21 protein-coding genes are annotated in these 22,929 nt (G+C 70.7%); 9 read left to right on the forward strand and 12 right to left on the reverse strand.

All coding sequences use genetic code 11. The features are described 5' to 3' along the window. Nucleotides 1-65: 65 nt before the first annotated feature. Complete coding sequence (locus HND91_RS00900) at nucleotides 66-1,292, forward strand: ATP-binding response regulator (RefSeq protein WP_181704634.1); 1,227 nt, start codon at nucleotides 66-68, stop codon at nucleotides 1,290-1,292. 133 nt (nucleotides 1,293-1,425) lie between these two features. Here HND91_RS00900 and HND91_RS00905 read toward each other — a convergent pair whose 3' ends face one another. After that, nucleotides 1,426-3,426: a methyl-accepting chemotaxis protein gene (locus HND91_RS00905; protein WP_181704635.1), complete on the reverse strand. Its 2,001-nt coding sequence runs from the start codon at nucleotides 3,424-3,426 to the stop codon at nucleotides 1,426-1,428. 220 nt (nucleotides 3,427-3,646) lie between these two features. On the opposite strand from HND91_RS00905, the gene HND91_RS00910 reads away from it, so the two are divergent. Both HND91_RS00910 and HND91_RS00915 read left to right on the forward strand, forming a co-directional pair. After that, entirely contained in the window at nucleotides 3,647-5,053 is a 1,407-nt protein-coding gene (locus HND91_RS00910; protein WP_181704636.1) for a lipopolysaccharide biosynthesis protein, read from the forward strand. Continuing rightward, entirely contained in the window at nucleotides 5,050-6,237 is a 1,188-nt protein-coding gene (locus tag HND91_RS00915) for a GNAT family N-acetyltransferase (protein WP_181704637.1), read from the forward strand. Before HND91_RS00910 ends, HND91_RS00915 begins: the two co-directional genes overlap by 4 nt. Before the next feature lie 25 nt (nucleotides 6,238-6,262). On the opposite strand, the gene HND91_RS00920 is transcribed toward HND91_RS00915, so the two are convergent. Continuing rightward, nucleotides 6,263-7,912 carry an AMP-binding protein gene (locus HND91_RS00920; RefSeq protein WP_425485414.1) on the reverse strand — a complete coding sequence of 550 codons (1,650 nt, stop codon included), beginning with the start codon at nucleotides 7,910-7,912 and terminating at the stop codon, nucleotides 6,263-6,265. Between the two features lie 142 nt (nucleotides 7,913-8,054). After that, nucleotides 8,055-8,642 carry a CAP domain-containing protein gene (locus tag HND91_RS00925; protein ID WP_181704638.1) on the reverse strand — a complete coding sequence of 196 codons (588 nt, stop codon included), beginning with the start codon at nucleotides 8,640-8,642 and terminating at the stop codon, nucleotides 8,055-8,057. Nucleotides 8,643-8,899: 257 nt separating this feature from the next. On the opposite strand from HND91_RS00925, the gene HND91_RS00930 reads away from it, so the two are divergent. Then, complete coding sequence (locus HND91_RS00930; protein WP_181704639.1) at nucleotides 8,900-10,066, forward strand: M20 aminoacylase family protein; 1,167 nt, start codon at nucleotides 8,900-8,902, stop codon at nucleotides 10,064-10,066. A 42-nt stretch (nucleotides 10,067-10,108) separates the two neighbouring features. Here the strand turns inward: HND91_RS00930 and HND91_RS00935 are convergent, their stop codons facing one another. From HND91_RS00935 to HND91_RS00970, 8 genes are all read right to left on the reverse strand, one after another. Further along, on the reverse strand, nucleotides 10,109-11,083 hold the full coding sequence (locus HND91_RS00935; RefSeq protein WP_181704640.1) for a type II secretion system F family protein: 975 nt from the start codon (nucleotides 11,081-11,083) through the stop codon (nucleotides 10,109-10,111). 7 nt (nucleotides 11,084-11,090) lie between these two features. Beyond that, nucleotides 11,091-12,092, reverse strand: coding sequence for a type II secretion system F family protein (locus HND91_RS00940; protein ID WP_181705173.1), 1,002 nt, complete (start codon nucleotides 12,090-12,092; stop codon nucleotides 11,091-11,093). A 20-nt stretch (nucleotides 12,093-12,112) separates the two neighbouring features. Then, nucleotides 12,113-13,600: a TadA family conjugal transfer-associated ATPase gene (locus HND91_RS00945; protein WP_181704641.1), complete on the reverse strand. Its 1,488-nt coding sequence runs from the start codon at nucleotides 13,598-13,600 to the stop codon at nucleotides 12,113-12,115. A 24-nt stretch (nucleotides 13,601-13,624) separates the two neighbouring features. Then, nucleotides 13,625-14,911 carry a CpaE/TadZ family protein gene (locus HND91_RS00950; RefSeq protein ID WP_246329236.1) on the reverse strand — a complete coding sequence of 429 codons (1,287 nt, stop codon included), beginning with the start codon at nucleotides 14,909-14,911 and terminating at the stop codon, nucleotides 13,625-13,627. Then, nucleotides 14,911-15,633: a CpaD family pilus assembly protein gene (locus HND91_RS00955; RefSeq protein WP_181704642.1), complete on the reverse strand. Its 723-nt coding sequence runs from the start codon at nucleotides 15,631-15,633 to the stop codon at nucleotides 14,911-14,913. The genes HND91_RS00950 and HND91_RS00955 overlap by 1 nt, the downstream gene beginning before the upstream one ends. Nucleotides 15,634-15,659: 26 nt before the next feature. Continuing rightward, nucleotides 15,660-17,087: a type II and III secretion system protein family protein gene (locus HND91_RS00960; RefSeq protein ID WP_181704643.1), complete on the reverse strand. Its 1,428-nt coding sequence runs from the start codon at nucleotides 17,085-17,087 to the stop codon at nucleotides 15,660-15,662. A gap of 38 nt (nucleotides 17,088-17,125) precedes the next feature. Then, on the reverse strand, nucleotides 17,126-17,914 hold the full coding sequence (cpaB, locus tag HND91_RS00965) for a Flp pilus assembly protein CpaB (protein WP_181704644.1): 789 nt from the start codon (nucleotides 17,912-17,914) through the stop codon (nucleotides 17,126-17,128). Nucleotides 17,915-18,026: 112 nt separating this feature from the next. Continuing rightward, nucleotides 18,027-18,545 (reverse strand): A24 family peptidase, encoded by a 519-nt coding sequence (locus HND91_RS00970; RefSeq protein ID WP_181704645.1) that lies wholly within the window; start codon nucleotides 18,543-18,545, stop codon nucleotides 18,027-18,029. Between HND91_RS00970 and HND91_RS00975 the strand changes: the two genes are divergently transcribed. After that, on the forward strand, nucleotides 18,529-18,675 hold the full coding sequence (locus tag HND91_RS00975) for a hypothetical protein (protein ID WP_181704646.1): 147 nt from the start codon (nucleotides 18,529-18,531) through the stop codon (nucleotides 18,673-18,675). The genes HND91_RS00970 and HND91_RS00975 overlap by 17 nt on opposite strands. Nucleotides 18,676-18,746: 71 nt before the next feature. On the opposite strand, the gene HND91_RS00980 is transcribed toward HND91_RS00975, so the two are convergent. Beyond that, on the reverse strand, nucleotides 18,747-18,920 hold the full coding sequence (locus HND91_RS00980; protein WP_181704647.1) for a Flp family type IVb pilin: 174 nt from the start codon (nucleotides 18,918-18,920) through the stop codon (nucleotides 18,747-18,749). 442 nt (nucleotides 18,921-19,362) lie between these two features. Here HND91_RS00980 and HND91_RS00985 point away from each other — a divergent pair, with 442 nt between their 5' ends. From HND91_RS00985 to HND91_RS01000, 4 genes are all read left to right on the forward strand, one after another. Beyond that, nucleotides 19,363-19,833, forward strand: a complete 471-nt coding sequence (locus HND91_RS00985) for a pilus assembly protein N-terminal domain-containing protein (protein WP_181704648.1) — start codon at nucleotides 19,363-19,365, stop codon at nucleotides 19,831-19,833. Between the two features lie 124 nt (nucleotides 19,834-19,957). Next, nucleotides 19,958-20,521: a TadE/TadG family type IV pilus assembly protein gene (locus tag HND91_RS00990; protein WP_181704649.1), complete on the forward strand. Its 564-nt coding sequence runs from the start codon at nucleotides 19,958-19,960 to the stop codon at nucleotides 20,519-20,521. Continuing rightward, nucleotides 20,515-21,105 (forward strand): TadE/TadG family type IV pilus assembly protein, encoded by a 591-nt coding sequence (locus HND91_RS00995; RefSeq protein WP_181704650.1) that lies wholly within the window; start codon nucleotides 20,515-20,517, stop codon nucleotides 21,103-21,105. The genes HND91_RS00990 and HND91_RS00995 overlap by 7 nt, the downstream gene beginning before the upstream one ends. Nucleotides 21,106-21,231: 126 nt before the next feature. Further along, nucleotides 21,232-22,872: a hypothetical protein gene (locus HND91_RS01000; RefSeq protein WP_181704651.1), complete on the forward strand. Its 1,641-nt coding sequence runs from the start codon at nucleotides 21,232-21,234 to the stop codon at nucleotides 22,870-22,872. Nucleotides 22,873-22,929: the final 57 nt, after the last annotated feature.

Consider the following 22,929-nt stretch of genomic DNA (forward strand, 5'->3'; position numbering starts at 1 on the left):
GGTCGCGGCTGGTCGCCCGGCCGGACGGCGCGGGGTAAACGCGGCCTTTACCCTGGTCCGGCATCATGGCCGCCATGGACGATTCCACCCGCACGGACCATCGCCGGAACCCATTGCCCGCCGCCGGGTCGCCGCCCGCCGCGACCGGACCGGCGTGCCTGGACGACCTCGCCCACGAGATGCGCGGTCCCTTGGGGGCGATGCTGGCGCTCAGCGACCTCCTGCTCGCCCGCGACCTCGACCCGGCCACCCGCCCCGTGGTGGACCTGATCCAGCTTGCCGGCCGTCACCTGATGGCGCTGGTGGACGGCATCGGCGAGGCCGCCGGGCGGGATCCAGCGGTCGGCGTCTCCGCCGGAGCGGTCCTTCCGGCCGAGCTGGCCCGCTCCGTCGCGGCCCTCTACGCGCCCTTCTTCGCCGCCGCCGGCGTCGCCATCGAGGTGGAGGTCGCGCCGGACCTCCCGGCGAGCGTGGCCGCGGACGAGACCCGCGTGCGCCAGATCCTCGCCAACCTCCTGTCCAACGGCCTGAAATTCGCCGCCCGCCGGGTGGTGATGGCCGTCCGCCCGGAGGGCGGAGATGTGGTCTTCCAGATCGCGGACGACGGTCCCGGCCTTCGGGCCGGCGCGCCCGGCCGCGCCGATCCGGTCACCGGCCGCCCGGGCTCCGGCCGGGGCCTTCCCATCGCGCGCCGCCTTGCGGCCGATCTCGGCGGATCGCTCCATCTGGAGGACGGCCCCGAAGGCGGCGCCCTGGCGGCCTTCCGGCTGCCCGTCGCGCCCGCGGCCGCCCGCCCCGGGCCGGCCGCGTCGTCCGAATCCCGGTCCGAGCGCCGCCTCGGCGGTCGCAGGCGCTTGCGGCGTCGGTTCGCCCTCAAGGGCCGGCGGGCCATCACGGACCTCGCCGGCACGTCCGTGCTGGTGGTCGACGACAGCCTCGTCACCCGGCTCCTGATGATGACCATCCTGGAGTCCTTCGACATGAAGGCGGTCGCTGTCGGGTCCGGCCAGGAGGCCGAGGCGGAGGTGCGCCGCCGGCGGCCGGACCTCGTCTGCCTCGACTGGACCCTGCCGGGCGAGACCGGCGAGGACGTGCGGCGGCGTCTCGCCGCTGTCCTCGACGACGACGCGCCGCCCATGATCGCCGTCACCGCCCTCCCGTCTCCGGCGCGCCTGCGCGAGGCCGGGTGGAGCGGCGGGCCCGTGGTGCCGAAGCCCTTCTCCCCGCGCGACCTCTACGTGGCCATGCACCACGCCCTGATCGGCGCGTCGTCCGCCGCCACCGCCGGCTGACCGCCGGCCCGGCCCGGCGCCCCTCCCGACCAACGAGAAAGTCCGCCGGCGCGAGCGCCGGCGGATGAAGAACGTCGTCGCGGGGGCTGACGAATGCCCGGCGTCGGCCGGGCGCTTCGCCCTCCTCGGGCCGTCAGGCCGCCACGGCCGCCAGGAACCGGCCGATCGCGGCGTCGAGGTCGCGGGTGCGATCGACCACCGAGGCGGCGGCGCGGCCCACCTCCGCGGCGGTCTCGTTGGTCTCGCCGAGCGCCATGGAGACGGACGCCACGTTGTCGGTCACCACCTGCGTCTCCGAGGCGGCGTCCTGGACGTTGCGGCTGATGTCGCCGGTCGCCGCGCCCTGCTGCTCCACGGCGGCCGCGATGGCGGCGGTCGTGTGGTTCACGTCCTCCATGATGGCGGCGATCGACTGGATGGCCGCCACCGCCTCGGTGGTGCTCGCCTGGATGCCGGAGATCTGGGCCGAGATGTCGCCGGTCGCCTGGGCGGTCTGGCTCGCCAGCGTCTTCACCTCGCTCGCCACCACGGCGAAGCCCCGTCCGGCCGCTCCCGCCCGGGCCGCCTCGATGGTGGCGTTGAGGGCGAGAAGATTGGTCTGCTCGGCGATGCCCCGGATCAGGGTCACCACCTGGCCCACCCGGCCGGCGGCTTCCGCAAGGCTCGTGACCGTGTCGTTGGTCCGGCGCGCCCGCTCGGTCGCGTCTGCCACGATCGCGGTGGTGCGGGCCACCTGGGCGCCGATCTCCCCGATGGAGGCCGCCAGTTCCTCCGCCGCCGCCGCCACCAGCGACACCTTGCGCGACGCGGTGCCGGACGCCGAGGAGGCGTCCGCCGCCCGCCCCGCGCTCTCGTCGGCGGTCCGGGAGAGCGTGCCCGCCGTCGCGTTCATCTCGTCCATGGTGGCGGCCACCGCCGTCGTCAGGCTGGCCACGTCCCGCTTGAAGGCCGCGATGGCGGCGTCGATCTCCTCCTGCCGGCGGGTCCGCGCCAGGGCGGCGGCGCGGCCGTCCGCCTCCAGGCGCCGGCGCTCCTCCGACATGGTCCGGAACACCGCCACCGCGCGGGCCATGCGGCCGATCTCGTCGCCCCGGTCGACGCCGGCGATGTCGGCCACCGGCCGGCCCTCGGCGAGATCCGCCATGGCGCCCTCCAGCCGGCCGAGCGGGCCGGTGATGCCCCGCGCGATCGCGAACGACAGGCCGAGCCCCGCCGCCACCGTCAGCGGCACCGTCACGGCGAGCACCGCCACGGTCCGGTTCTCCGCGGCGGTGAGCGCCGCTTCCGCATCCGTTTGCCGGGCGGCGGCGGCCGCCTCGATCTGGCGCGTCGCCGGTCCCACCAGGTCGAACGCGAGACCGATCTGGTCCACCACCCGCACCCGGTCGCCGACCGCGGCCGCCCAGGCCGTGAAGGCCGTCTCGGCGGCGGCGAGCGGGGCCGCGATCCGCGCCTTGGCGTCGTCCGGGATCTCCGCCCCGTCCACCGCCCGCCTCAGGCGCGAGGCGGCCGCGTCGAAGCCGCCGCGGGCGAGGTCGTCTCCCGTCAGGGCGAACTCGGCCCGGGCCTGGCCCATCTGGGCGAAGGCCTGCACCACCCGCGCGGTGGCCGGGTTCTGGCCGCTCTTGGAGACCTTGTTGATCTCCGTCCGGATCGCCGCGAAGGCCGCGTTCACCTCGCCCTCGAGGCCGGACGCCCCGTCGTGGCCGACGCGCTCCTGCAGGGCGGTCAGGTCCGCGATCGACGCGCCGATCCGCTCCAGCGCGGTCACCAGGTCGGCGACGGCCGCGTCGCCGGCGATCGCCGGGTCGGCCCGCATCGCGGACACCAGCGCCACCGCCTCGCCATGGCGCTCGGCCATCGCCTTGGCGCTCGCCGCGGAGGGCTCCAGGAGGAAGTCGCGCTCGTCGGCGATCAGCGCCGCCACGGAGGCCTGCACCGCGCGCGCCTTGTCGGCGACGCCGCCGGCGGCCTTCACCTCCTCCTCGGCCAGCATCATCCGGTCGAGCCCCGCGTAGGTGGACGCGGCCACGACGCCGAGGCCCAGGAACCAGACCGCCGACACGGCGATCAGCCGCGCCTTGATGCCGAAACGGCCGAGGCGGGCCCTCATGCCTTGAAAGGTATGTGGCATGCATTGTCTCCGAAGCGGGCGTGACAAACGCTGGTGCGGTCGCGCCCCGTCGTCTCTCCTTACGGTCTTTTACTTAAGACGTAGTGAATACTAGTTGCGATGAACACTGTGCCGAACGGCAAGCAACGGCTACCCGCGCCGTGCCCGCCCCGCCGCCTGACGGAAATTTAACGGCCAGCCTCGTAGCCTGCATCCATCGCCCCTCGCCCGGATGCCGCCCTTGACCGACCTCCTGCTGGCCCCCTTGCGGCGCCTTCTCCCGGCGACCGTCGCCGGCCGGGTCGACGCGCTCCTCGGCGCGGGCAGCCAGGCGGAGGCGGGGCGCACCGCGCTCGCCGCCTTTGCCCTGAGGGTCGCCGGCGCGGCGATCGCCTACCTGTCCCAGGTCGTGCTCGCCCGCTGGATGGGCATGTACGAATACGGCATCTTCGTCGTCGTCTACGTCTGGATCACCATCCTCAGCCAGATCGGCAACCTCGGCTTCTCCAGCTCGGTGATCCGCTTCATCCCCGAATACCGGGCGACGGGCGATCTCGCCCGCCTCTGGGGCGTCCTCAGGGCCAGCCGGCTCGCCGCCGCGGGCTTCTCCACCGGCCTCGCCGCCGTGGGGGCGCTCGCCGCCGTCACCCTCCCCGGCGCCGTGGACGAGCACTACGTGCTGCCCATCCTGCTCGGGGCCGTCTGCCTCCCGCTCTTCTGCCTGACGGAGGTCCAGGACGGCATCGCCCGCTCCTTCGCCTGGTCCGACCTCGCCTTCGGCCCCACCTACATCTGGCGCCCGGTCGGCGTCCTCGCCGTCATGGTGGCCTTCCACGAGGCCGACCTGCCCATGACGGCGGTCACCGCCTGCCTCGCCATGATCGTCGCCACCTGGATCACCGCCCTCGGCCAGCTCGTCGGCCTCCGTCGCCGGGTCGCCGCCGCCGTGGAGCGGCGCGCCGCCCGCACCGACTGGCGCGTCTGGCTCGGCGTCTCCCTGCCCATCCTGCTGGTGGACGGCTTCTACGCCCTCCTCACGTCCGTGGACGTGCTGATGATCTCTCACTTCGGCACGCCGGAGGACGTGGCGGTCTACTATGCGGCCACCAAGACCCTCGCCCTCGTCCACTTCGTCGCCTACGCGGTCCGGGCGGCCAGCGGCCCGCGCTTCGCCTACGACCACTACGCCGGCGACCGGGTCGGCCTGGAGGCCATGGTGCGCACGGCCGTGCGCTGGACCTTCTGGCCCTCGGTCGCCGTCTCCACGCTCGTGCTTCTCGTCGGCGACCGGCTCCTCGCCCTGTTCGGGGCGGATTTCGCCGGCGGCGCCGGCCTCCTGGTCATCCTGGTGTTCGGCATCCTGGCCCGCGCCTCCATCGGGCCGGTGGAGACGCTCCTCACCCTCGCCGGGCGCCAGACCACGTGCGCGGCCATCTTCGGCGTGGCGCTCGCCGTCAACGTGGCGCTCAACCTCGTCCTCATCCCGGCCTACGGCCTCTACGGCGCCGCCGCCGCCACCGCCGTCGCGATGGTGGCGGAGGCGCTCCTCCTCGCCGCCGCCGTCCGCCGCCATTTCGGCCTCACCGTATTCGTCTTCCGCCTGCCGCCGCGAAACGCCCTGACGGCGGCGCGGGGGTCGTCCGCATGACGGCCCTCCCCCGCCCCGCCCTCGCGCCCCTCGAGACGGGCGGCCCCGCTCCCCTGGTGCTGCCGCTCCGCGAGGCGACCGAACGGCTCGGCGCCGCCTGGGACCGGCTGGCCGACGAGGCGGCCGAGCCGAACGTCTTCACCGACCGGGCCATGCTGCGGGCCGCCGCCGGCCGGGTGGAGCCGGACGACTGGTCGGTGATCGCGCTCCCGGCGATCGGCCCGGAGGTGGGCCCGGCATCCGGCGGCGCACGCCCCCTCGACGCGCTCGCCGTCGTCCGGCGCGCCCGCGTCCTTCCGGGCGTCGGCCCGGTCGTCACCGACCTCTTCGCCAGCCGCTACGGGCCGCTCGGCACGCCCCTCGCCCAGCCCGGCTTCGACGCCGGCCGGCTGATCGACGCCCTCGCGGTGATCGGGCCCGTGGCGCGCCTCCCCTACCAGCGGCTGGACGGCCCCTTCGCGGCCTCCCTGGCGCGCGCCGCCGAGGGGCGCGAGATCCACCTCGCCACGGTCGACGCGCACCACCGCGCCGCTCTCCGCCTCGCCGACGGCCCGGACCTCTACGGCCCCGGCCTGCAGGGCAAGCGCCTGAAGGAACTCGGCCGGCTCATGCGCCGCCTCGACGGGGCCGGCGGCGTCCGCCACGAGGTCGCCACCACGCCGGTCGAGGTCGCCAACGCCTTTTCGCTCTTCCTCGCCCTGGAACACGCCAGCTGGAAGGGCCGGGGCGGCACCAGCCTTGCGGTCGCCCCCGGCGGCACCGCCTTCGCGGCCGATCTCGTCGCCGAACTCGCCCGCACCGGCCGCGTCCGCGTCGACCTTCTCGCCGTCGCCGGCCGGCCCGTCGCCGCCCTCATCAGCTTTTTCGCCGGCGTCAGCGGGTTCATCTGGAAGATCGCCCACGACGAGAGCCATGCCGCGGCCTCGCCCGGCGTCCAGCTGATCCGCCTCGTCTCGGAGGACTGGCGCGCCGCCGGCCGCCTTGCCGACGTGGACAGCCTCGCCACCCCGGGCCATCCCATGATCGACCGGCTCTGGGCCGGCCGGTTCGCCATGGGGACGATCATCCTCGCCACCCGTCCGGGCGCGAACGGCCTCGCCGCCCGGGCGGCCGACCTTCACGCCCGCCGCCGCTCGCTCGCGGCCGCGGCCCGCGCCGCCTTGGGCCGCCTTCGCGGCGGCTGAGCGCGCCCGACCCGAACGCCGGCCGTCAGCCGTTCCCCGCGGCGTCCTCGGTCTCCGCCCGCGCCCGGTCGCGGAAACCGCGCCGGATCAGCTTGCCGGTGGTGGTCATCGGGATGTCGTCCACGAAGGCGATCTCGCGGGGGTATTCATGGGCCGAGAGCCGCTCGCGCACATGGGCCTTCAGGGCGTCGGCCAGCGCGGCGTCGCCGGTCTCGCCCGGCTTCAGCCGCACATAGGCCTTCACCACCTCGGTCCGCACCGGGTCGGGCTTGCCCACCGCCACCGCCAGCTGCACGGCCGGGTGCGACAGGAGGCAGTCCTCGATCTCGCCGGGGCCGATCCGGTAGCCGGCGGAGGTGATCACGTCGTCGTCCCGGCCCACGAAGGCGATATAGCCGTCCTCGTCCATCATGCCGGCGTCGCCCGTGGTCATCCAGTCGCCCACGAACTTGCCCGCCGTGGCGGCGGGATCGCCCGCATACTCCAGGAACATCACCGGGTCCGGCCGCCGCACCGCGATCTCGCCCATTTCGCCCGGCCCCACGGGCTCGCCGCCCGCCCCGAGGATCGCCACCTCGTGGCCCGGTATGGCCTTGCCGATGAAGCCCGGCTTGCCGACGCCGAGGGCGTGGGCCGAGCCGATCACCGCGTTGCATTCGGTCTGGCCGTAGAATTCGTTCACCGGGATGCCGAGCTCCGCCTGCGCCCAGCCGTAGGCCTCCCGGCCGAGCGCCTCGCCGGCGGAGCCGACCGCGCGCAGCGACAGGGCGTGGCGCTGCCGGATGCCGGTCAGCTGGCGCATCAGCTTCAGGGCCGTCGGCGGCAGGAAGGCGTTGGTCACGCGGAAGTCCGCCATCAGGCGGCAGGCGAGCTCCGGGTCGAACTTCTCGAACCGGTGCGCCACCACCGGAACGCCGAAATGGAGCGCCGGCATCAGGGCGTTGAGGAGGCCGCCCGCCCAGGCCCAGTCGGCGGGCGTCCACATCACGTCGCCCGCCTGGCCGAGGCTGTCCTGCGACAGGTCGATGCCCGGCAGATGGCCGAGGAGCACGCTGTGGCCGTGGAGGGCGGGTTTCGGCATGCCGGTGGTGCCGGAGGTGAAGATCATCAGGGCCGGGTCGCGCGGGCCGGTCTCCGCCGCCGTGAAGGCGTCGGAGGCGCGCTCCATCAGCGCCTGCAGGGACACGGCGCCGGGCGCGCGTCCGTCCGCCGCGATCACCAGGCTAAGGTCCGGGCAGTCGGGCGCGACCTCGGCCACCCGCTCGGCCGCCTGCCCGGTGGCGATCACCACCTTGGCGCCGGCCCGGGACAGCCGGTACTTCAGTGCGTCGACGCCGAACAGGATGGAGAGCGGCAGCGCCACCGCGCCCAGCTTGTAGGCGGCCACGTGCGCCACCACCGCCTCCACGGACTGGGGCAGCAGGATGGCGACACGGTCGCCCCGGCCGACGCCATGGGCGGCCAGCACGTTGGCGAACCGGTTGGAGAGGCGGGCGAGGTCGCCGAAGGTGGTCACGTCCGCCCCGCCGTCCGGCCGGCGGCTCAGGATGGCCGGGCGCCCCGGATCCCGGGCCGCCCAGCGGTCCGACACGTCCACGCCCATGTTGAGGCGCGACGGGATCTCCCAGCGGAAGGTGCGCTTGAGATCGTCGAAGGTGAGGCGCGACAGCACGATGGCAACACTCGATCACGGACGTTGACGGCCGGCGAGTGTGATCGCGTGCGCTGCGGGATGCAATTGCGCATCGCCGAAGACGGCTAATGACTAGACAAAAGGCGGAGGCGACGCCCACGCCCTCGGCCGGTTCTGGCGCGCTTCAGCCCCCCACCCGGGCGCCGGCCACCGTCACGAGGCTCGGCGAGGCGGCAACGCCGGGCGTCCCCACCGCGACGCCGCGCGGCCGGGAGAAGATCAGGCACCAGAACACCTTGTACTTGGAGTTCGGGTTGAAGGCCGTGCCGATGCCCATGTGGGTCATGTCCCGGTCCTTCATGCCGCGATCGTGGGCCGGGCTCTCGCGCCAGCCGGAGAAGGCCTCCGCCAGGGTGCGGTAGCCGGCCGCGATGTTCTCGCCCGCGGCCTCGAACGCGTAGCCGTTCGCCTTCAGCCGGTTGCCGAGGCGCGCCTCGTCGGAGAGCGAATGGCTCATCCGGTCCGCCGCCGCCATCTCCCTGGCGTAGGCGCGGGCGATGCGGCCGAGCTCCGGGTCGAGCGACAGCGGCCCGGAGCCGTTCCTCAGCCGGTACTGGTTGATCATCGACAGGGCGCGCTGCTGGTCCACCTGGGCGGTCGGCGACGCGAGGTCCTCGTAGAAGGTGGGCTTGGTGGCGACCGCGGCCTTCTCGGTCTGGCAGGCGGCGAGAACGAGCGGGGCGGCGAGGAACACGCGGCGGCTGAGCGTCATGGCAGGCGGAATCCGGGAGGAGAACGGGTGGAACGGCGAATCGCCGATCGGCGCGAGACGAGATAGCACGTCGCCTGAGGCGGCGGTGTGGCCGCGACCTGCGGGGATGCGACGGCGCGAGGCGGTGTGGCCGTATCGCCGTGCCTGTGGGACCGGCGCGTTGATGAGGCGCCGTCCGCGCCCGCTTCATCTCGCGCGCTTGCGTTCCCGGCCCCGCTCCCCGAAGCTGCGGCTTCGCCCGTCCGGAGACCCCGCCCTTGCCCGTCCTCAACCGCGTCGCCGACCTCGCCCCCGACATCGCCGCCTGGCGCCAGGATTTCCACCGCCACCCGGAGGTCCTCTACGACGTGCACCGAACGGCCGCGATCGTGGCGGAGAAGCTGAGGGCCTTCGGCTTCGACCGGGTCGAGACCGGCGTCGGCCGGACCGGCGTCGTCGGCGAACTTCACGGCCGCGGCGGTCCCGGCGGCCGGCGCATCGCCGTGCGCGCCGACATGGACGCCCTGCCGATCGAGGAGATCGTCGACCGGCCGTACAAGTCCGCCATCCCCGGCGCCATGCACGCCTGCGGCCACGACGGCCACACCGCCATGCTGCTCGGCGCGGCCCGTCATCTCGCCGAGACCCGCGGCTTCGACGGCACGGTGGTGTTCATCTTCCAGCCGGCCGAGGAAGGCGGCGCCGGCGCCCGCACCATGCTGGAGGACGGGCTCCTGGAGCGCTTCCCGTTCGACGAGGTCTACGGCCTCCACAACATGCCCGGGATCGAGGTCGGCCGGTTCGCGATCCGGCCCGGTCCCATGATGGCGTCGGCCGACGTCTTCACCATCCACCTGGAAGGGTCCGGCGGCCATGCCGCCAAGCCGCACCTGACCGTCGACCCGGTGCTCGCCGGCGCCCACGTGGTGACGGCGCTCCAGTCGATCGTCGCCCGCAACGCAGATCCGCTGGCGGCGGCGGTCCTGTCGGTCACCCAGTTCCACGCCGGCGACACGACCAACGTCATTCCGCAGACCGCGACCCTCTCCGGCACGGTGCGCACCCTCGACCCGGAGGTGCGCAAAGCGGTCGAGGACCGCCTCCGGCAGGTGGCGATCGGCACCGCCGCGGCCTTCGGAGCCACCGCGACCGTCACATATAACGCGGGCTATCCGGTCACCCTGAACGACCCGGACGCCACCCGCTTCGCCGCCGACATCGCCCGACATGTGGCCGGCGATTCCGCGGTCGACGAGGCGACAGAACCGATGATGGGGGCGGAGGATTTCAGCTACCTGCTGGAGCGGCGGCCGGGCGCCTACATCTTCATGGGCAACGGCCCCTCCGCCGGCCTCCACCATCCCGCCTACGACTTCGACGACGCCGCCATCCCCTACGGGGTCAGCTGGTGGGTGACCCTGGTGGAGCGGGCGCTCGCGCGGTGAAGCCCGCGCGGGCGAACGCCAAGTGCTTGAATTGGCTCGCGATCAGAGCGACATGATCTTGATGATCGCCGGCGCCATGATGACGGCGAAGAGCACCGGCAGGAAGAAGACGATCATCGGCACCGTCAGCTTCGGCGGCAGCGCCGCCGCCTTCTTCTCCGCCTCGTTCATGCGCATGTCCCGGTTCTCCTGCGCCATCACGCGCAGCGTGGTGCCGAGCGGCGTGCCGTAGCGCTCCGACTGGATGAGCGCGAGGCAGACCGACTTCACGCCATCGAGACCCACCCGGTTGGCGAGGTTCTCGTAGGCGGTCTTGCGGTCGGGCAGGAAGGAAAGCTCCGCCATGGTGAGGCTGAATTCCTCAGCAAGCTCAACGGATTGCATGACGATCTCCTCGGCCACCTTGCGCATGGCGGTCTCGATCGACATGCCGGATTCCACGCAGATCAGCAGGAGATCGAGCGCGTCCGGAAAGGCCCGCTTGATCGAGGTCTGCCGCTTCTGGGTGGCGTTCCGGACATAGAGGATCGGCAGATAGAAGCCGAAAAAGCCGACGCCGAGGCAGATGCCCACCTTGAAGATCGGCGGCCGGTCGAGGGCCAGCACCACGTAGACGTAGAAGGCCGCCACGGCGATGAAGACGAACGGCAGCACGAAGCGGGCGAACAGGAAGATGGTCAGCGGCGCCTCGCCGCGATAACCGGCCTGGAGCAGCATCTGTTCGGTCTTCTCGTCGGCGAGCGCCTTTTTGAGGCTCAGCTTTTCGACGAGATCGCGCATGTAGCGCTTGGATTCCTTGCTGCGCAGGCTGCCGCGGGCGCTCTCGGCCTGCAGCCGCGCCCGTTCGCGCGCGCGGATCTTGTCGCGCTCCACCGCAACCGCCTTCATGCGGTTCTGCAGCTTGTCCGGCTGCAGCATGGGCACGGCCACGGAGATGACCGTCAGGAAGATGGCGACGGAAACGAACAGCGAGAGAAGGAAGACCGGGTCGCGGACCGTGTCGATGAAACCGCCCATGTCGCCCTCAGATCTCGAAGTTGATCATGTTGCGCATCACCAGCACGCCGCACATCATCACCAGTGCGGAGGCGCCGAGCACGAGCTGGCCGCGCGGATCCGTCCACAGGATCGAGATGTAGTCCGGGCTCGTCAGCCACACGAGGATCATCACGATGATCGGCAGCGAACCGATGATGGAGGCCGACGCCTTGGCCTCCATGGACACCGCCTTGATCTTGGCGCGCATCTTCTTGCGCTCGCGGAGCACCCGCGAAAGGTTGCCGAGCGCTTCGGAGAGGTTGCCGCCGGCCTTCGACTGGATCGAGATCACGATCACCAGGAAGTTGGATTCCGGCAGCGGCATGCGCTCGAACAGCCGGCCGATGGCCTCGTCGAGCGGGATGCCGATGGTCAGCGCCTCCACGACCGACCGGAACTCGGTGCGCAGCGGCTCCTTGGCCTCGGTGGCGATCATCCGCAGGCAGTCGTTGAGCGGAAGGCCCGCCTTCACGCCGCGCACGATCACGTCCACGGCGTTCGGCAGTTCCTCCAGGAACGCCGCCTGACGACGCTTGCGGATGAAGTTCACCAGGAAGCGCGGCAGACCGAACGCGCCGACGATCCCGAGCCCGACGGTCAGCGGCAGCGGCAGGGCCGAGGCGAAGCCGACGATGACGAAGATGAGGCCGACGACCACGCTGAAGACCACGTAATGGGTTATGCTGATCTTCATGCCCGCCTGCTGAAGGCGCAGCATCAGCGGCGGGTTGGTCGACCGGGCCGCCTTGAACTTCTGCTTGACCTCGATCTCCTTCAGCGTGTCCTGCACGGACTTGCGCCGGGACGACACCGGGTCCTGCTTGCGCCCGCCGGCGGGACGCGCGCCCACGCCGGCGATGCGGTCCAGCCGCTCTTCCGTCTGCTGGGCCGCCGAGATGCGCGTGTAGAGGAGCCCGTAGGCGAGGGCCGCCGCCGAAAGGGCGATCAGCCCGACGAAGGCGAGGATCGTGGTGTCGAGACCGAACAGCATGGTCGTCTCCGGTCCCGTCAGGTGAAGGTCTTGATCTCGTTCGCCTCGGCGGCGTCGAGGGCGGCGGCGAGCCGCTTGTCCTCGCCGTAGTAGCGGGCGCGGTCCCAGAAGCGCGGCCGGCCGATGCCGGTGGAGCGGTGGCGGCCGATCAGCTTGCCGTGCTCGTCCTCGCCGAGGATCTCGTAGAGGAACAGGTCCTGGGTGACGATCACGTCGCCTTCCATGCCGACCACCTCGGTGATGTGCGTGATCCGGCGCGAACCGTCGCGCAGGCGTGCCGCCTGCACGACCACGTCCACCGAGGCGCAGATCATCTCGCGGATCGTGCGCGACGGCAGCGTGTAGCCGCCCATGGTGATCATGGACTCCACGCGGGAGAGCGCCTCGCGCGGCGAGTTGGCGTGGAGCGTCCCCATGGAGCCGTCGTGGCCGGTGTTCATGGCCTGGAGGAGGTCGAACGCCTCCGGGCCGCGCACCTCGCCGACGATGATGCGTTCGGGACGCATGCGCAGACAGTTCTTGACGAGGTCGCGCATGGTCACCTGCCCCTCCCCTTCCAGGTTGGGCGGGCGCGTCTCCAGGCGCACCACATGCGGCTGCTGCAGCTGCAGCTCCGCCGCGTCCTCGCAGGTGATGATGCGCTCGTCGCTCTCGATGAAGGCGGTCAGGCAGTTCAGGAGCGTGGTCTTGCCCGAGCCGGTGCCGCCGGAGACGATCACGTTGCATCGGGACTTGCCGACGATCTCCAGGATGGTGGCGCCTTCCGGCGAGATCGAGCCGAACTTGACCAGCTGGCCGAGGGTGAGCTTGTCCTTCTTGAACTTTCGGATCGTCAGGGTCGGCCCGTCGATGGCGAGCGGCGGCGCGATCACGTTGACGCGCGAGCCGTCCGGCAGGCGGGCGTCGCAGATCGGCGAGGCCTCGTCCACGCGGCGGCCCACTTGGCTGACGATGCGCTGGCAGATGTTCATCAGCTGGGCGTTGTCGCGGAAGCGGATGCCCGTCTTGTGCACCTTGCCGGCGACTTCGATGTAGGTGGTGTTCGCCCCGTTGACCATGATGTCCGCGATGTCGTCGCGGGCGAGCAGGGGTTCCAGCGGGCCGTAGCCGAGGACGTCGTTGCAGATGTCGTCGAGCAGTTCCTCCTGCTCGGAGATCGACATCACCACCGCCTTCAGCTGGATGATGTCGCCGACGATGTCGCGGATCTCCTCGCGCGCGGTCTCGCTGTCGAGCTTGGCGAGCTGGCTGAGGTCGATGGTCTCGATGAGGGCGGAGAAGATGGACGACTTGACGTCGTAGTAGCCGTCCGACTTGCGCCGCTCGCCCGGCATGGGCGTGGCGGCGCCCTGGCCGGGCGGCACGTGGACGGGCGTCCTGGCGTCCTGGCGCGGCGGCGGGGCCGCGGCCGGCGCCACGGCGGGCGGCGGAGGGGCCATCGCGCCGGCTTTCACCGGCTTCGATGCCCCGTCACTCTGGCCGAAGGATCCACGCTTGCCGAACATTGTGTCTGATCACTCCCTGCCCGGTCAGCCGGCGGAACGGCGGCCGAGCGACAGACGCGACAGGATGGGCGCCAGCGCCGTCTTGCGCGCCTTGCGGACGGGCGCTCGCCCCATGACTCGGCGGGCGAGATCCGTGAAGGTTTCGGCGATCGGGCTCTTGGCGTTCACCTCGGCGATCATCTGGCCGTTGTTGGAGGCCGCCCCGAAGAGGGCCGGGTCGAACGGGATGACCGCCGCGAGTTCGATCTCGAGCGCCTTGCGGAAGTCGTCAGGCTTGATCTCCGGACGCTTCGGCACGCCGACCTGGTTGATGACGAGCCGCGGCGCGAGGTCGTTCGGCCGCATCAGCTTCAACTGGTCGACGAGGTTCTTGGTGTTGCGCAGCGAGGCGAGGTCCGGCATGGCCGTGATCACCACCTCGTCGGCGACGAGCAGCGTCTGGCGCACCCAGCCGGACCAGACGTGCGGCAGGTCCGCCACCACCGCCGGCACGCCGGACCGCATCACGTCGATCAGCGTCGTGAAGGCGCCCTCGTCGAAGTCGTAGGTCCGCTCCAGCGTCGCCGGCGCGGCGAGCAGGCTGAGGTTGTCGGCGCACTTGGCGAGGATGCGGTCCAGGTAGACGTCGTCGATCCGGTCCGGCGAGAACACCGCGTCCGCGATGCCCTGCGGCGGATCCTGGTTGAAGTCGAGGCCGGCCGTTCCCCAGGCGAGATCGAAGTCGCCGATCACCACGTCCGAATCGAAGCTGCGCGAGAGCGCGAAGCCCACGTTGTGCGCGATGGTGGACGAGCCCGAACCGCCCCTGGCGCCGATGAAGGCGATCGTCCGCCCCACCGGCCCGGCGGACGGCGACAGGTAGAGTTCGCCGATCTCCCGGATCACGTCGAAGAGATCGAACGGCGCCACCATGTAGTCGCTGACGCCGCGCTTCAGGAGTTCCCGGTAGAGGCTCACGTCCTCCGTGTGGCCGATCAGGATCACCTTGCTGCCGGCGTCGCACACGGCCGCCAGACGGTCGACCGCCTCCAGGGCCTTCTCGCGCTTCTCCCGGGTCTCCACGAACAGGAGGTTCGGGGTCGGCGCGGTCGAATAGAAGTCGGTCGCCGCCGAGATGCCGCCCATATGGATCTTCACGTGGGTGCGGGCCATGCGCCGGTCGCCGGCGGCCTGCTCCAGGGCGGCCGCCACCTCCGGCGTCTCGCAGAACGCCTGGATGGCGATGCGCGGGATGGGCCGCAGGTCCACGTTCTCGGCGATCCGCTCGGCGGCCACCGGCATGCCCCGGTCGGTCTTCTGCATCGGGTCCATCAACCGCCCCCTCCGACGCTCGACACGGAGCCGCCCTCGACGGGCGCGCTCGACGCCGGCGATTCGCCCGCCACCCACTTGCCGTACTGGTTCGAGCGGCGCGCGCCGCTGATCGGCGTCGGCGCCCGCGGGGCGATCAGGTCCTGCGGATCGGCCACCATGGCGGCGAGATTGGCCTGGGTGGAGCAGCCGAACTCCCGGTCGCTGTCGTTGGTGCCGTCCCGGTAGAGGTTTTCCGTCCAGGCGCCGCACGGGGGCGAGACCGCCTTGATGCGGCTGTAGCTGAGCCGGATCGGCGCCGCCGCGTCGGGTTCGGCGACCGCGTAGGGACGGGTCTCCACCAGCGCCCTCGGCAGGCCCGCCCGCTGGACGGTGGCGTGCACCGAGCGGGCCACCGCCGCGGCGGTCACGTCGTTGGCGGCGCCCGACGGCACCATGATGACGAGGGAGCCGGTGGCCTTCTCGCGGGCGTCCGCCGCAAAGGCCAGCACCCGGTCCCGGTCGTTCGGAGCAAGGCCTGGCGAGCCGTAGCCGACCGGGATGTCGAGGGTCTCCGGCGCTTCCTCGACCGTGATCGGGTTGCGCTTGCGCCAGTCGTCGCTCGGCAGCGAACCGGTGACGTCCGGCGGTGTCGAGCAGGCGGTGACGAGCGCCGCGACCGCGAGACCGAGGGCCGCGACCGAGCGCCGCCCCCGGCGGCCCGACGGACCAAGCTTCTGCATGGCGGGATCTCCTGGTCCTCTTGAGGTCAGTCGTAGACGAAGCCGACGCGGCCATGGTAGGCGCCCTTCGGCGTCGCGCCGGGGCTCGCATAGACGCGGTTCAGCTGGTTCAGAAAGACGGCCTGGGCGTCGCCCGGGGGGGCGAAGTTCTGGTCGGGCCGGGTCAGGGCCGCCTGGGCCACCGGGTTGACGATGTAGGGGCTGACGAAGACCGCGAGTTCGGTCTGGTTGCGCTGGTACTCGCGGCTCTTGAACAGGGAGCCGAGCACCGGCAGGTCCATCAGGCCCGGGTAGCCGGTCAGCGTCTGGCGGACGTTGTCGCGGATGAGGCCCGCCATCACGATCGAGCCGCCGGACGGCAGCTCCACCGTGGAGTTGGCGCGGCGGACCGTGAGCGCCGGAATGGTGAGGCCGCTCACCTGAACGGCGCCTTCGTTGGAGAGCTCGCTCACCTCGGTCTGGATCTTCAGGCTGATCCGCCCGGGCGACAGCACCACCGGCTCGAACGCCAGGCTGATGCCGAACTGCTTGAATTCGATGACGATCTCGCCGTCGGACTGGCTGACCGGGATCGGGAACTCGCCGCCGGCGAGGAAGCTCGCCTGCTCGCCCGACACGGCGGTCAGGGTCGGCTCGGCCAGGGTGCGGACGACGCCCTGCTGGTTGAGGAGCTTCACCACGTTGGAGAGCCGCATGCCGTCCGCGAGGCCGACGGCGCCGCCGGCGCTCCGGGCGATGGTCCCGGTGTAGTCGGTCACGGCGGACCCGTTCAGGGACGCGGCGGTCTCGGCGATCTCCTTGACGACCGAGAACGCGATGCCGGTGTTCTGGAGGAGCGACTGGGTGTCGATGCCGAGGTCCTTGATCACCGCCCGCTGCACCTCGGCGACCACCACCTTCAGGTGGACCTGGTCGCTGCCGCCGACGGCCAGCATGTTGACGACCTTCTCCGGGTCGCCGATGAACTTGGCGGCGAGGTCGGCGGCCTTGCCGGCCTCCTCCGCGCTCTTGGCCGTGCCGGAGAGCACGATGCTCTCGCCGATGGTCTGCACGGTGATGGCGTTGCCCGGCATGACGGTGGACAGCATGGCCTGGAGGCCGACCGTGTCGCGGCTCACCACCAGCTCGAACTGGGCGAGCTGCCGGTTGCCGTCGCCGAACAGGAAGATGTTGGCTTCGCCGGCCTTCATGCCGATCAGGTAGATCTTGCGGGCCGACCGGACCACGGCATCGGCCACCTGAGGATTCGATACGAGGACGTCGCGCACGTCCTCCGGCAGCTCGATCACCATCGACTTGTCGATGGCGAGGTGGATCACCCGGCCGGACAGCTCCGCGCTCGACGACAGCACCAGATTGGAGGCGTCGGCCGCGACGGCGGGCGCCGACCCCGATCCGAGAACGCCGGCGGCAAGAAGCACGGCCGCGGCGAGGCGGACGATCGAACGCTTCATGGAGCGGATCCTTGTGTGAGGGCGCGGTCGACGATGGGTCACTGCTTGTCCTTCGCGGTCACCCGGGTCGGGACGCCGAACTTGATGACGGTGATCCCGTCGGTGCCGACCACCTCGGTGACGGTGTCGATGTCCTCGATGGAGCGCAGCGCCAGGGAGATCGTGCCCACCTGCTGGGCCTGGATGATCAGCTCGGCCTGGTCGGGGGTCAGCTCCAGGGTGGCGGTGTCCTGCGCCACCACGGAATTCTGCTTCTGCTCCTGGTCCTCGACCACCTGGTCGATGGCGAGCACCCGGACGTTGCGCAGGATGGTCTCGCTCATCGGCTCGGCCCCGTCGGACTTCGGCGGCTTGATCAGGATGATGTCCACCCGGTCGTTGGGCAGCACGAAGCCGCCGGCCGTGGAGGCGGCGTTCACCCGGACCGCGACCGCGCGCATGCCCTTGGGCAGCACGGCGGAGAGGAAGCCCTGGTCGGTCCGGACGAGCTTGCCTTCCTTGATCGGCTCGCCGGCGAGGAAGGGGCTGCGCGCCAGCGTGCCCTGCAGTTCCGTGACGGCGTCCGGCCGGGCGGTGCGGGAGATGTAGTCCTCGGCGAGGCCTTCCTTCGGCCAGAGCCGCCAGGTGACCGTCTCCGGCGTGATGGGCGTGCCCATGCGGATGCTGCCGGCCGTGACGAGGATCTCGGCGGTCTCCATGGCCGGCGCGCTCGGCGCCTGCGCGACCACCGGTTCGGGCGTGGTGGCTGCGAGCCGCATGGCCACCATGCCGGCGAGGCCGGCGGCGCCGAAGGCGACGAGAAGAATGACGAGTTGAATGGGGCGCATCGCGAATCCTGACCGAGCGGTCCCGGAGGACCGACCTTCACGGATTTCAATGCAAAGCCCTGAATTTATGGTTAATGTCTTATTTCGTATTCGACAGGTGGCGGGACGCCCGTCAGAGAAGCGGCGCGAGGGCCTTGAACCACGGCGTCGCCGGGAAGGCCGCCATGGCGCCGGCCGCGATCGCGATGCCGTAGGGCACGCCGTTCTCCCGGCCGTGCAGGCGCAGGATCCACTCTTCGCGGAGCGCCATCTGCGGCAGCGGGATCGCCCGGAAACTCAGGAAGGCGAGCGTGAGGCCGCCCCCGAACAGGGCGGTGTAGACGCCGAAGGGCAGTCCCTGGCCGGGGCCCATCCACAGGGCCAGCGCCGCCGCCAGCTTGGCGTCGCCGCCGCCGATCCACCCGGCCGCGAACATCCCGAAGGTCAGGCAGAGCACGCCGAGGCCCACGAAGAGGTGTAGCGCGGCCGTCCACCCGTCGAGGCCGGCCACAGGCACGGCGAGGGCGAAGGCCGCCACCAGCACCAGGGAGATCCGGTTCGGGATCCGCATGGTGAAAAGGTCGGACACCGCCGCGTAGACGGTCATGACCGGCAGAACAAGGATCGGCAGGGCGATGACGATCGACGGCATGATGTTCGTTCCAGGATCGGCGCGCGGCCAGGACGTGGTGTGGATCCGGACTGTAGAGCGCGGCGGTAAACAGGCGGTTCCCGTCGACCAGGCGCTGATCCGACGTCTCCGGAACCAGGTTCTCCAATGAAAAAGGCGGCCCGCTGGTGGCGGACCGCCATTATCCGATCGACAGCGGCGCGAACGGAGCGCCGCCAAGGATCAGTTGGTCTTGGTGAGCTCGTCGGAGACCTTCTTGAAGGTCTGGCCGACCTCGGTGCCGAGGGTCGACGCGGCGGTGATGATCGCGACGGCGATGAGCGAGGCGATGAGGCCGTACTCGATCGCGGTGGCGCCGGACTCGTTCTTGATGAAGCGCTGGAAGAGGGTCTTCATGATCAAACTCCTACTCGACTTGGACAGCACAGGTTCGAGGGTCTTTTGTGATCGCCCGACCGATCTGAACCGAGATGAAATCTAATCTGAGCATGTTTCCACGAGGTTAAATCGGATGCAGAAGCTCCGCATCGTCCGGATCGAAGAATTCGCGGTTAAATATCTGCTAGTTTTTCCTCAAAGTCGAAGCATTAACCACCTTCCGAAGGCTTTCGTTTACACGTGCAACCCTCATTCAAACCGTTTTAGGTCGCGGATATCCAGAGTTTCCGGGGCTGCGAGGCTCCTCAACGCCATCGGAGCGCCGGCTTCGCGCGCCGCGCCGGCGGGCGTCGGGCAGCATGACCGGGGTCGCGTCTTTCGGAGGGTGCGTTAGCGAAATGTTCACTTAGATATCGAATGTTCTATGGAGTCTGAGCCTCGGAACCCGCTGGGGAACCCCATGCCGCTGCGCCGCGCCACCCTCCTCCTCGTCTCGCTGGCGACCATCCTCATGGCGGCCGTGTCGCCCGGAGCGGCCGAGACCATGGAACCGACGGCGCCGGTTGTCGTCACCATGGACCAGGCCAAGGTGATGCGAATCTCCGCGCCGGCCGCCACCATCATCATCGGCAATCCGTCCATCGCGGACGCCACCATGCAGGACAGCCAGACCCTTGTGATCACCGGCCGCTCCTACGGAGTGACCAACGTGATCATCCTCGACAGCGAAGGCGAGCCGATCGCCGACACGCAGGTTCAAGTCCAGGCGCCGACCTTCAATCTGGTGACGGTGCAGAAGGGCGGCAGCCGCTACAGCATGAGCTGCCTCGATCGCTGCGAGCCCACCCTGGTGCCGGGCGACGACACGGAGTTCTACACGAACATCCAGAACCAGAACGCCCTGCGCAACGGGACTGCGGGTGGAAACTGAGTCGCCGCTCCGTAACATGCATTAAATCCTATACGGAATCTCAACCACCCCCGTGTTGGTCTTGGCCGAAGGACCGCAGGGCGCCGGCCCGGCGCGTGCGGTCGATCAGGACGGGTGCGAAACCATGACGAGACTGCGAAAGCTTGCGACAGGCTGGGCGCGGCGGGGCTCCGGGCTATCCGGCCGGTTCGCCCGGCGGGCCGACGGGTCGGTGGCCGTCGAGTTCGCCATCGTGTCGGTCCCCTTCTTCGCCCTTCTGTTCGCCATCCTGGAGACGGCTCTCATCTTCTTCGTCGGCCAGATCCTGGACACGGCCGTGACCCAGGCCGCCCGGCAGATCCGCACCGGTCAGGTCCAGCAGACCAAGCTCAACGCGGACGGCTTCAAGGCGCTGGTCTGCTCCGGCCTCGCGGGCTTCGGCGACTGCGCCGGCAACCTGGCGGTGGAGGTGGTCCGCTACGACGACTTCAACAGCGTGACGCTCGGCTCACCGGTCGGAGCCGACGGCAAGGTCAAGGACGACTTCGGCTTCGATCCCGGCAAGCGGGGCGACGTGGTGGTGGTGCGGGGCTTCTACCAGTGGCCCGCGTTCTTCAACATGTTCGGCACCTCGTCGACGCCGCTCGCCAACGGCAAGCACCTCCTCGGCGCCGCCGTCGCCTTCCGAAACGAGCCCTTCCCATGGTGACCGCCGTGCGCGCCTTCCTGATCCGCGTCGCCGCGCGGGCAGCCGCCCTTCGGGCCGACCGCCGGGGCGTCTCGGCGGTGGAGTTCGCCCTCATCCTGCCGATCATGCTGGTGATCTACGCCGGCTGCGTGGAGCTGAGCGAGGCCCTGTCGATCGACCGCAAGGTCAACCGGATCGCCGCCACCATCGGCGACCTGTTCTCCCAGTATTCGACGATGACCGCGACCGACGTGACCAACGTCCTCAACGCCTCGTCTGCCATCATCGTGCCCTATGCGTCCGGGAATCTGAAGCTGATGATCTACACGGTCAACATCTCGGCCACCGGGGAGCAGAAGGTCGGCTGCGCCACCTCCCGCAACAGCCCCACGGGCGTGCCGACCAAGGGGTCGTCCGTCTTTCCGCACCCCATTCCGACCGGCATCGCCGAGAACAACAGCCAGGTCATCGTCGCCTACAGCGAATACAGCTACTCGTCGCCGTTCTCGACCATCCTGAAGCAGTATACCGGCAAGGATTCCTACAGTCTCAGCCACGTCTACATGATCCGGCCGCGCCTCGGCACGCCCGTGACCTGGTGCTGATCCGGTCCGGCCGGATATGACAGGTAATTAACCAATTCAAAACACGTTGTGTGATCTTGTCGACTGAAGATGGTCGGTCGCGCCCGTGACCTGACGACGATCATCGTGCGGCCGGGGAGGGATTCGGTGGCTGGAGACGGGGGACGTCGCCGCATTCTGGTCGCCGCCTCGGTGGTCGCCGGCCTGTGCGCCTTCGTGACGACCGCCCTCGTGGGCATCGGCGTCGGGACGATCCTCGCCCAGCGCGACCGAACCTACCACCTGGAACGTCTGTTCGCCGCCACCGAACTCACCTTCCAGGCCGCCCTCGACCCGCGCTACCAGACCAAGGCGGAGGAGATCGGCCGGGTCGCCACCCGCCTCTCCGTCCTCGACGTGGTAAAGGGCGGGGCCATCTTCGACACCTCCGGCCACCTGCTGCAGACCTTCGGCGAGGCCGCCTCCACGTCCTTCCGGGACATCACCGCGAACGCCCGCACCATCCACCCGACGGCCGATCCGGCCCGGGTGGAGTTCTACCTGTCGCCCGAGCTCACTGCGACGCCCTTCCACATCCTGACCCGCATGGACACGGGGCCGACGGCCGAGCTCCAGGCGCTCGCCCTCACCCACGCGGTGATCATATCGCTCACCGCGGCGGTCGGGGCGGCCCTCGGGGCGGCCCTGGTGATCGAGGCCCGGATGGCCGCGCCGCTGCGCAAGACGCTCGACATCCTCGCCCTCGTGATGAAGGACCCGGCGCTCGCCGACACCGGCGACCGCCTGCCGAGCGACCGCACCGAGGTCGGGCGGCTCGGCGCCGAGTTGGAGCGGTTCCGCGGCTTTCTCGCCGAGATCTGGCGCAAGAAGGTTCTGGTGGCCGAAAGCCTCCTGGAGCAGTCTCCCTTCGCCATCGTCCAGATGGTGGCCGACGGCACGCCCACCTTCGCCAACCCGCCCGCGAACGCCCTGTTCGACCGCGACCTGGTGCGCTCCCAGGTGTCGGCCCCGCTGGTGATCCGCGACGTGGAGAGCGGCGTGCGCTCCGTCCTCAAGGAACACGCCGACCGGTTCGGCGGCGAATGCCGGCTGGTGGAGATCATCACCGCGGAAGGCGCCCGCTACGCGATCTGCGGCGGCCTGATGGTGGGCCGGCAGACGCGGACGCCCACCTACGTGGCGATGTTCGCGGACGCCACCCAGGCCCAGCGGTCGCGGCTCGCGGCCGAATCCGACCTGCGCGAGCAGAAGCGCCTGCTGCGCCAGTCCGAGCGCCGGACTTTGGAGGTCAAGCTGTCCCTGGAGGCCTGTCTCGCCCTCATGGGCGGCGCCGGCGACGGCGCCAGCCAGCACATGGAGGTGGTGGACTTCGCGGAGGAGTGGTTCTCCGTCGCGCAAGGGTCCGGTCTCGTCACCGCCTTCAACATCGGCAAGGAATCGCCGCTCCTCGCCGGCGCGCGGGACGACCTGCGGGCCGTCATCCGCCTCGCGCTCCTGGTCGCCTATGCGCGGGTCGGCAGCGCGCCGGTGATGATGACCTTCGACCTGAAGGGCATCAACTTCGAGACCGCCGGCCTCAGCATCAAGGCCCAGCGCGCCGCCCTGGAGGCGACGGAGGACGACGCCATCGTGGCGGACTGGCACCTCGCGGTCGCGGCCCTCCGGGCGAGCGCCCGGCGCGTGGGCGCCCAGATCGGCGACATCGTCGCCACCGACGAAGGCACCCAGGTGCGCCTCATCCTGAAGGGCGCCGCCGAACGCCTGCAGACCGGCATGAAAGCCGGCTGACCGGCATGAAAGCCGGCTGACCGGCATGAAGACCGGCTGACCGGCATGAAGACCGGC

This window comes from Chthonobacter rhizosphaerae, from assembly GCF_013839525.1.
In the GTDB taxonomy this organism is placed as follows: Bacteria; Pseudomonadota; Alphaproteobacteria; order Rhizobiales; family Pleomorphomonadaceae; genus Chthonobacter; species Chthonobacter rhizosphaerae.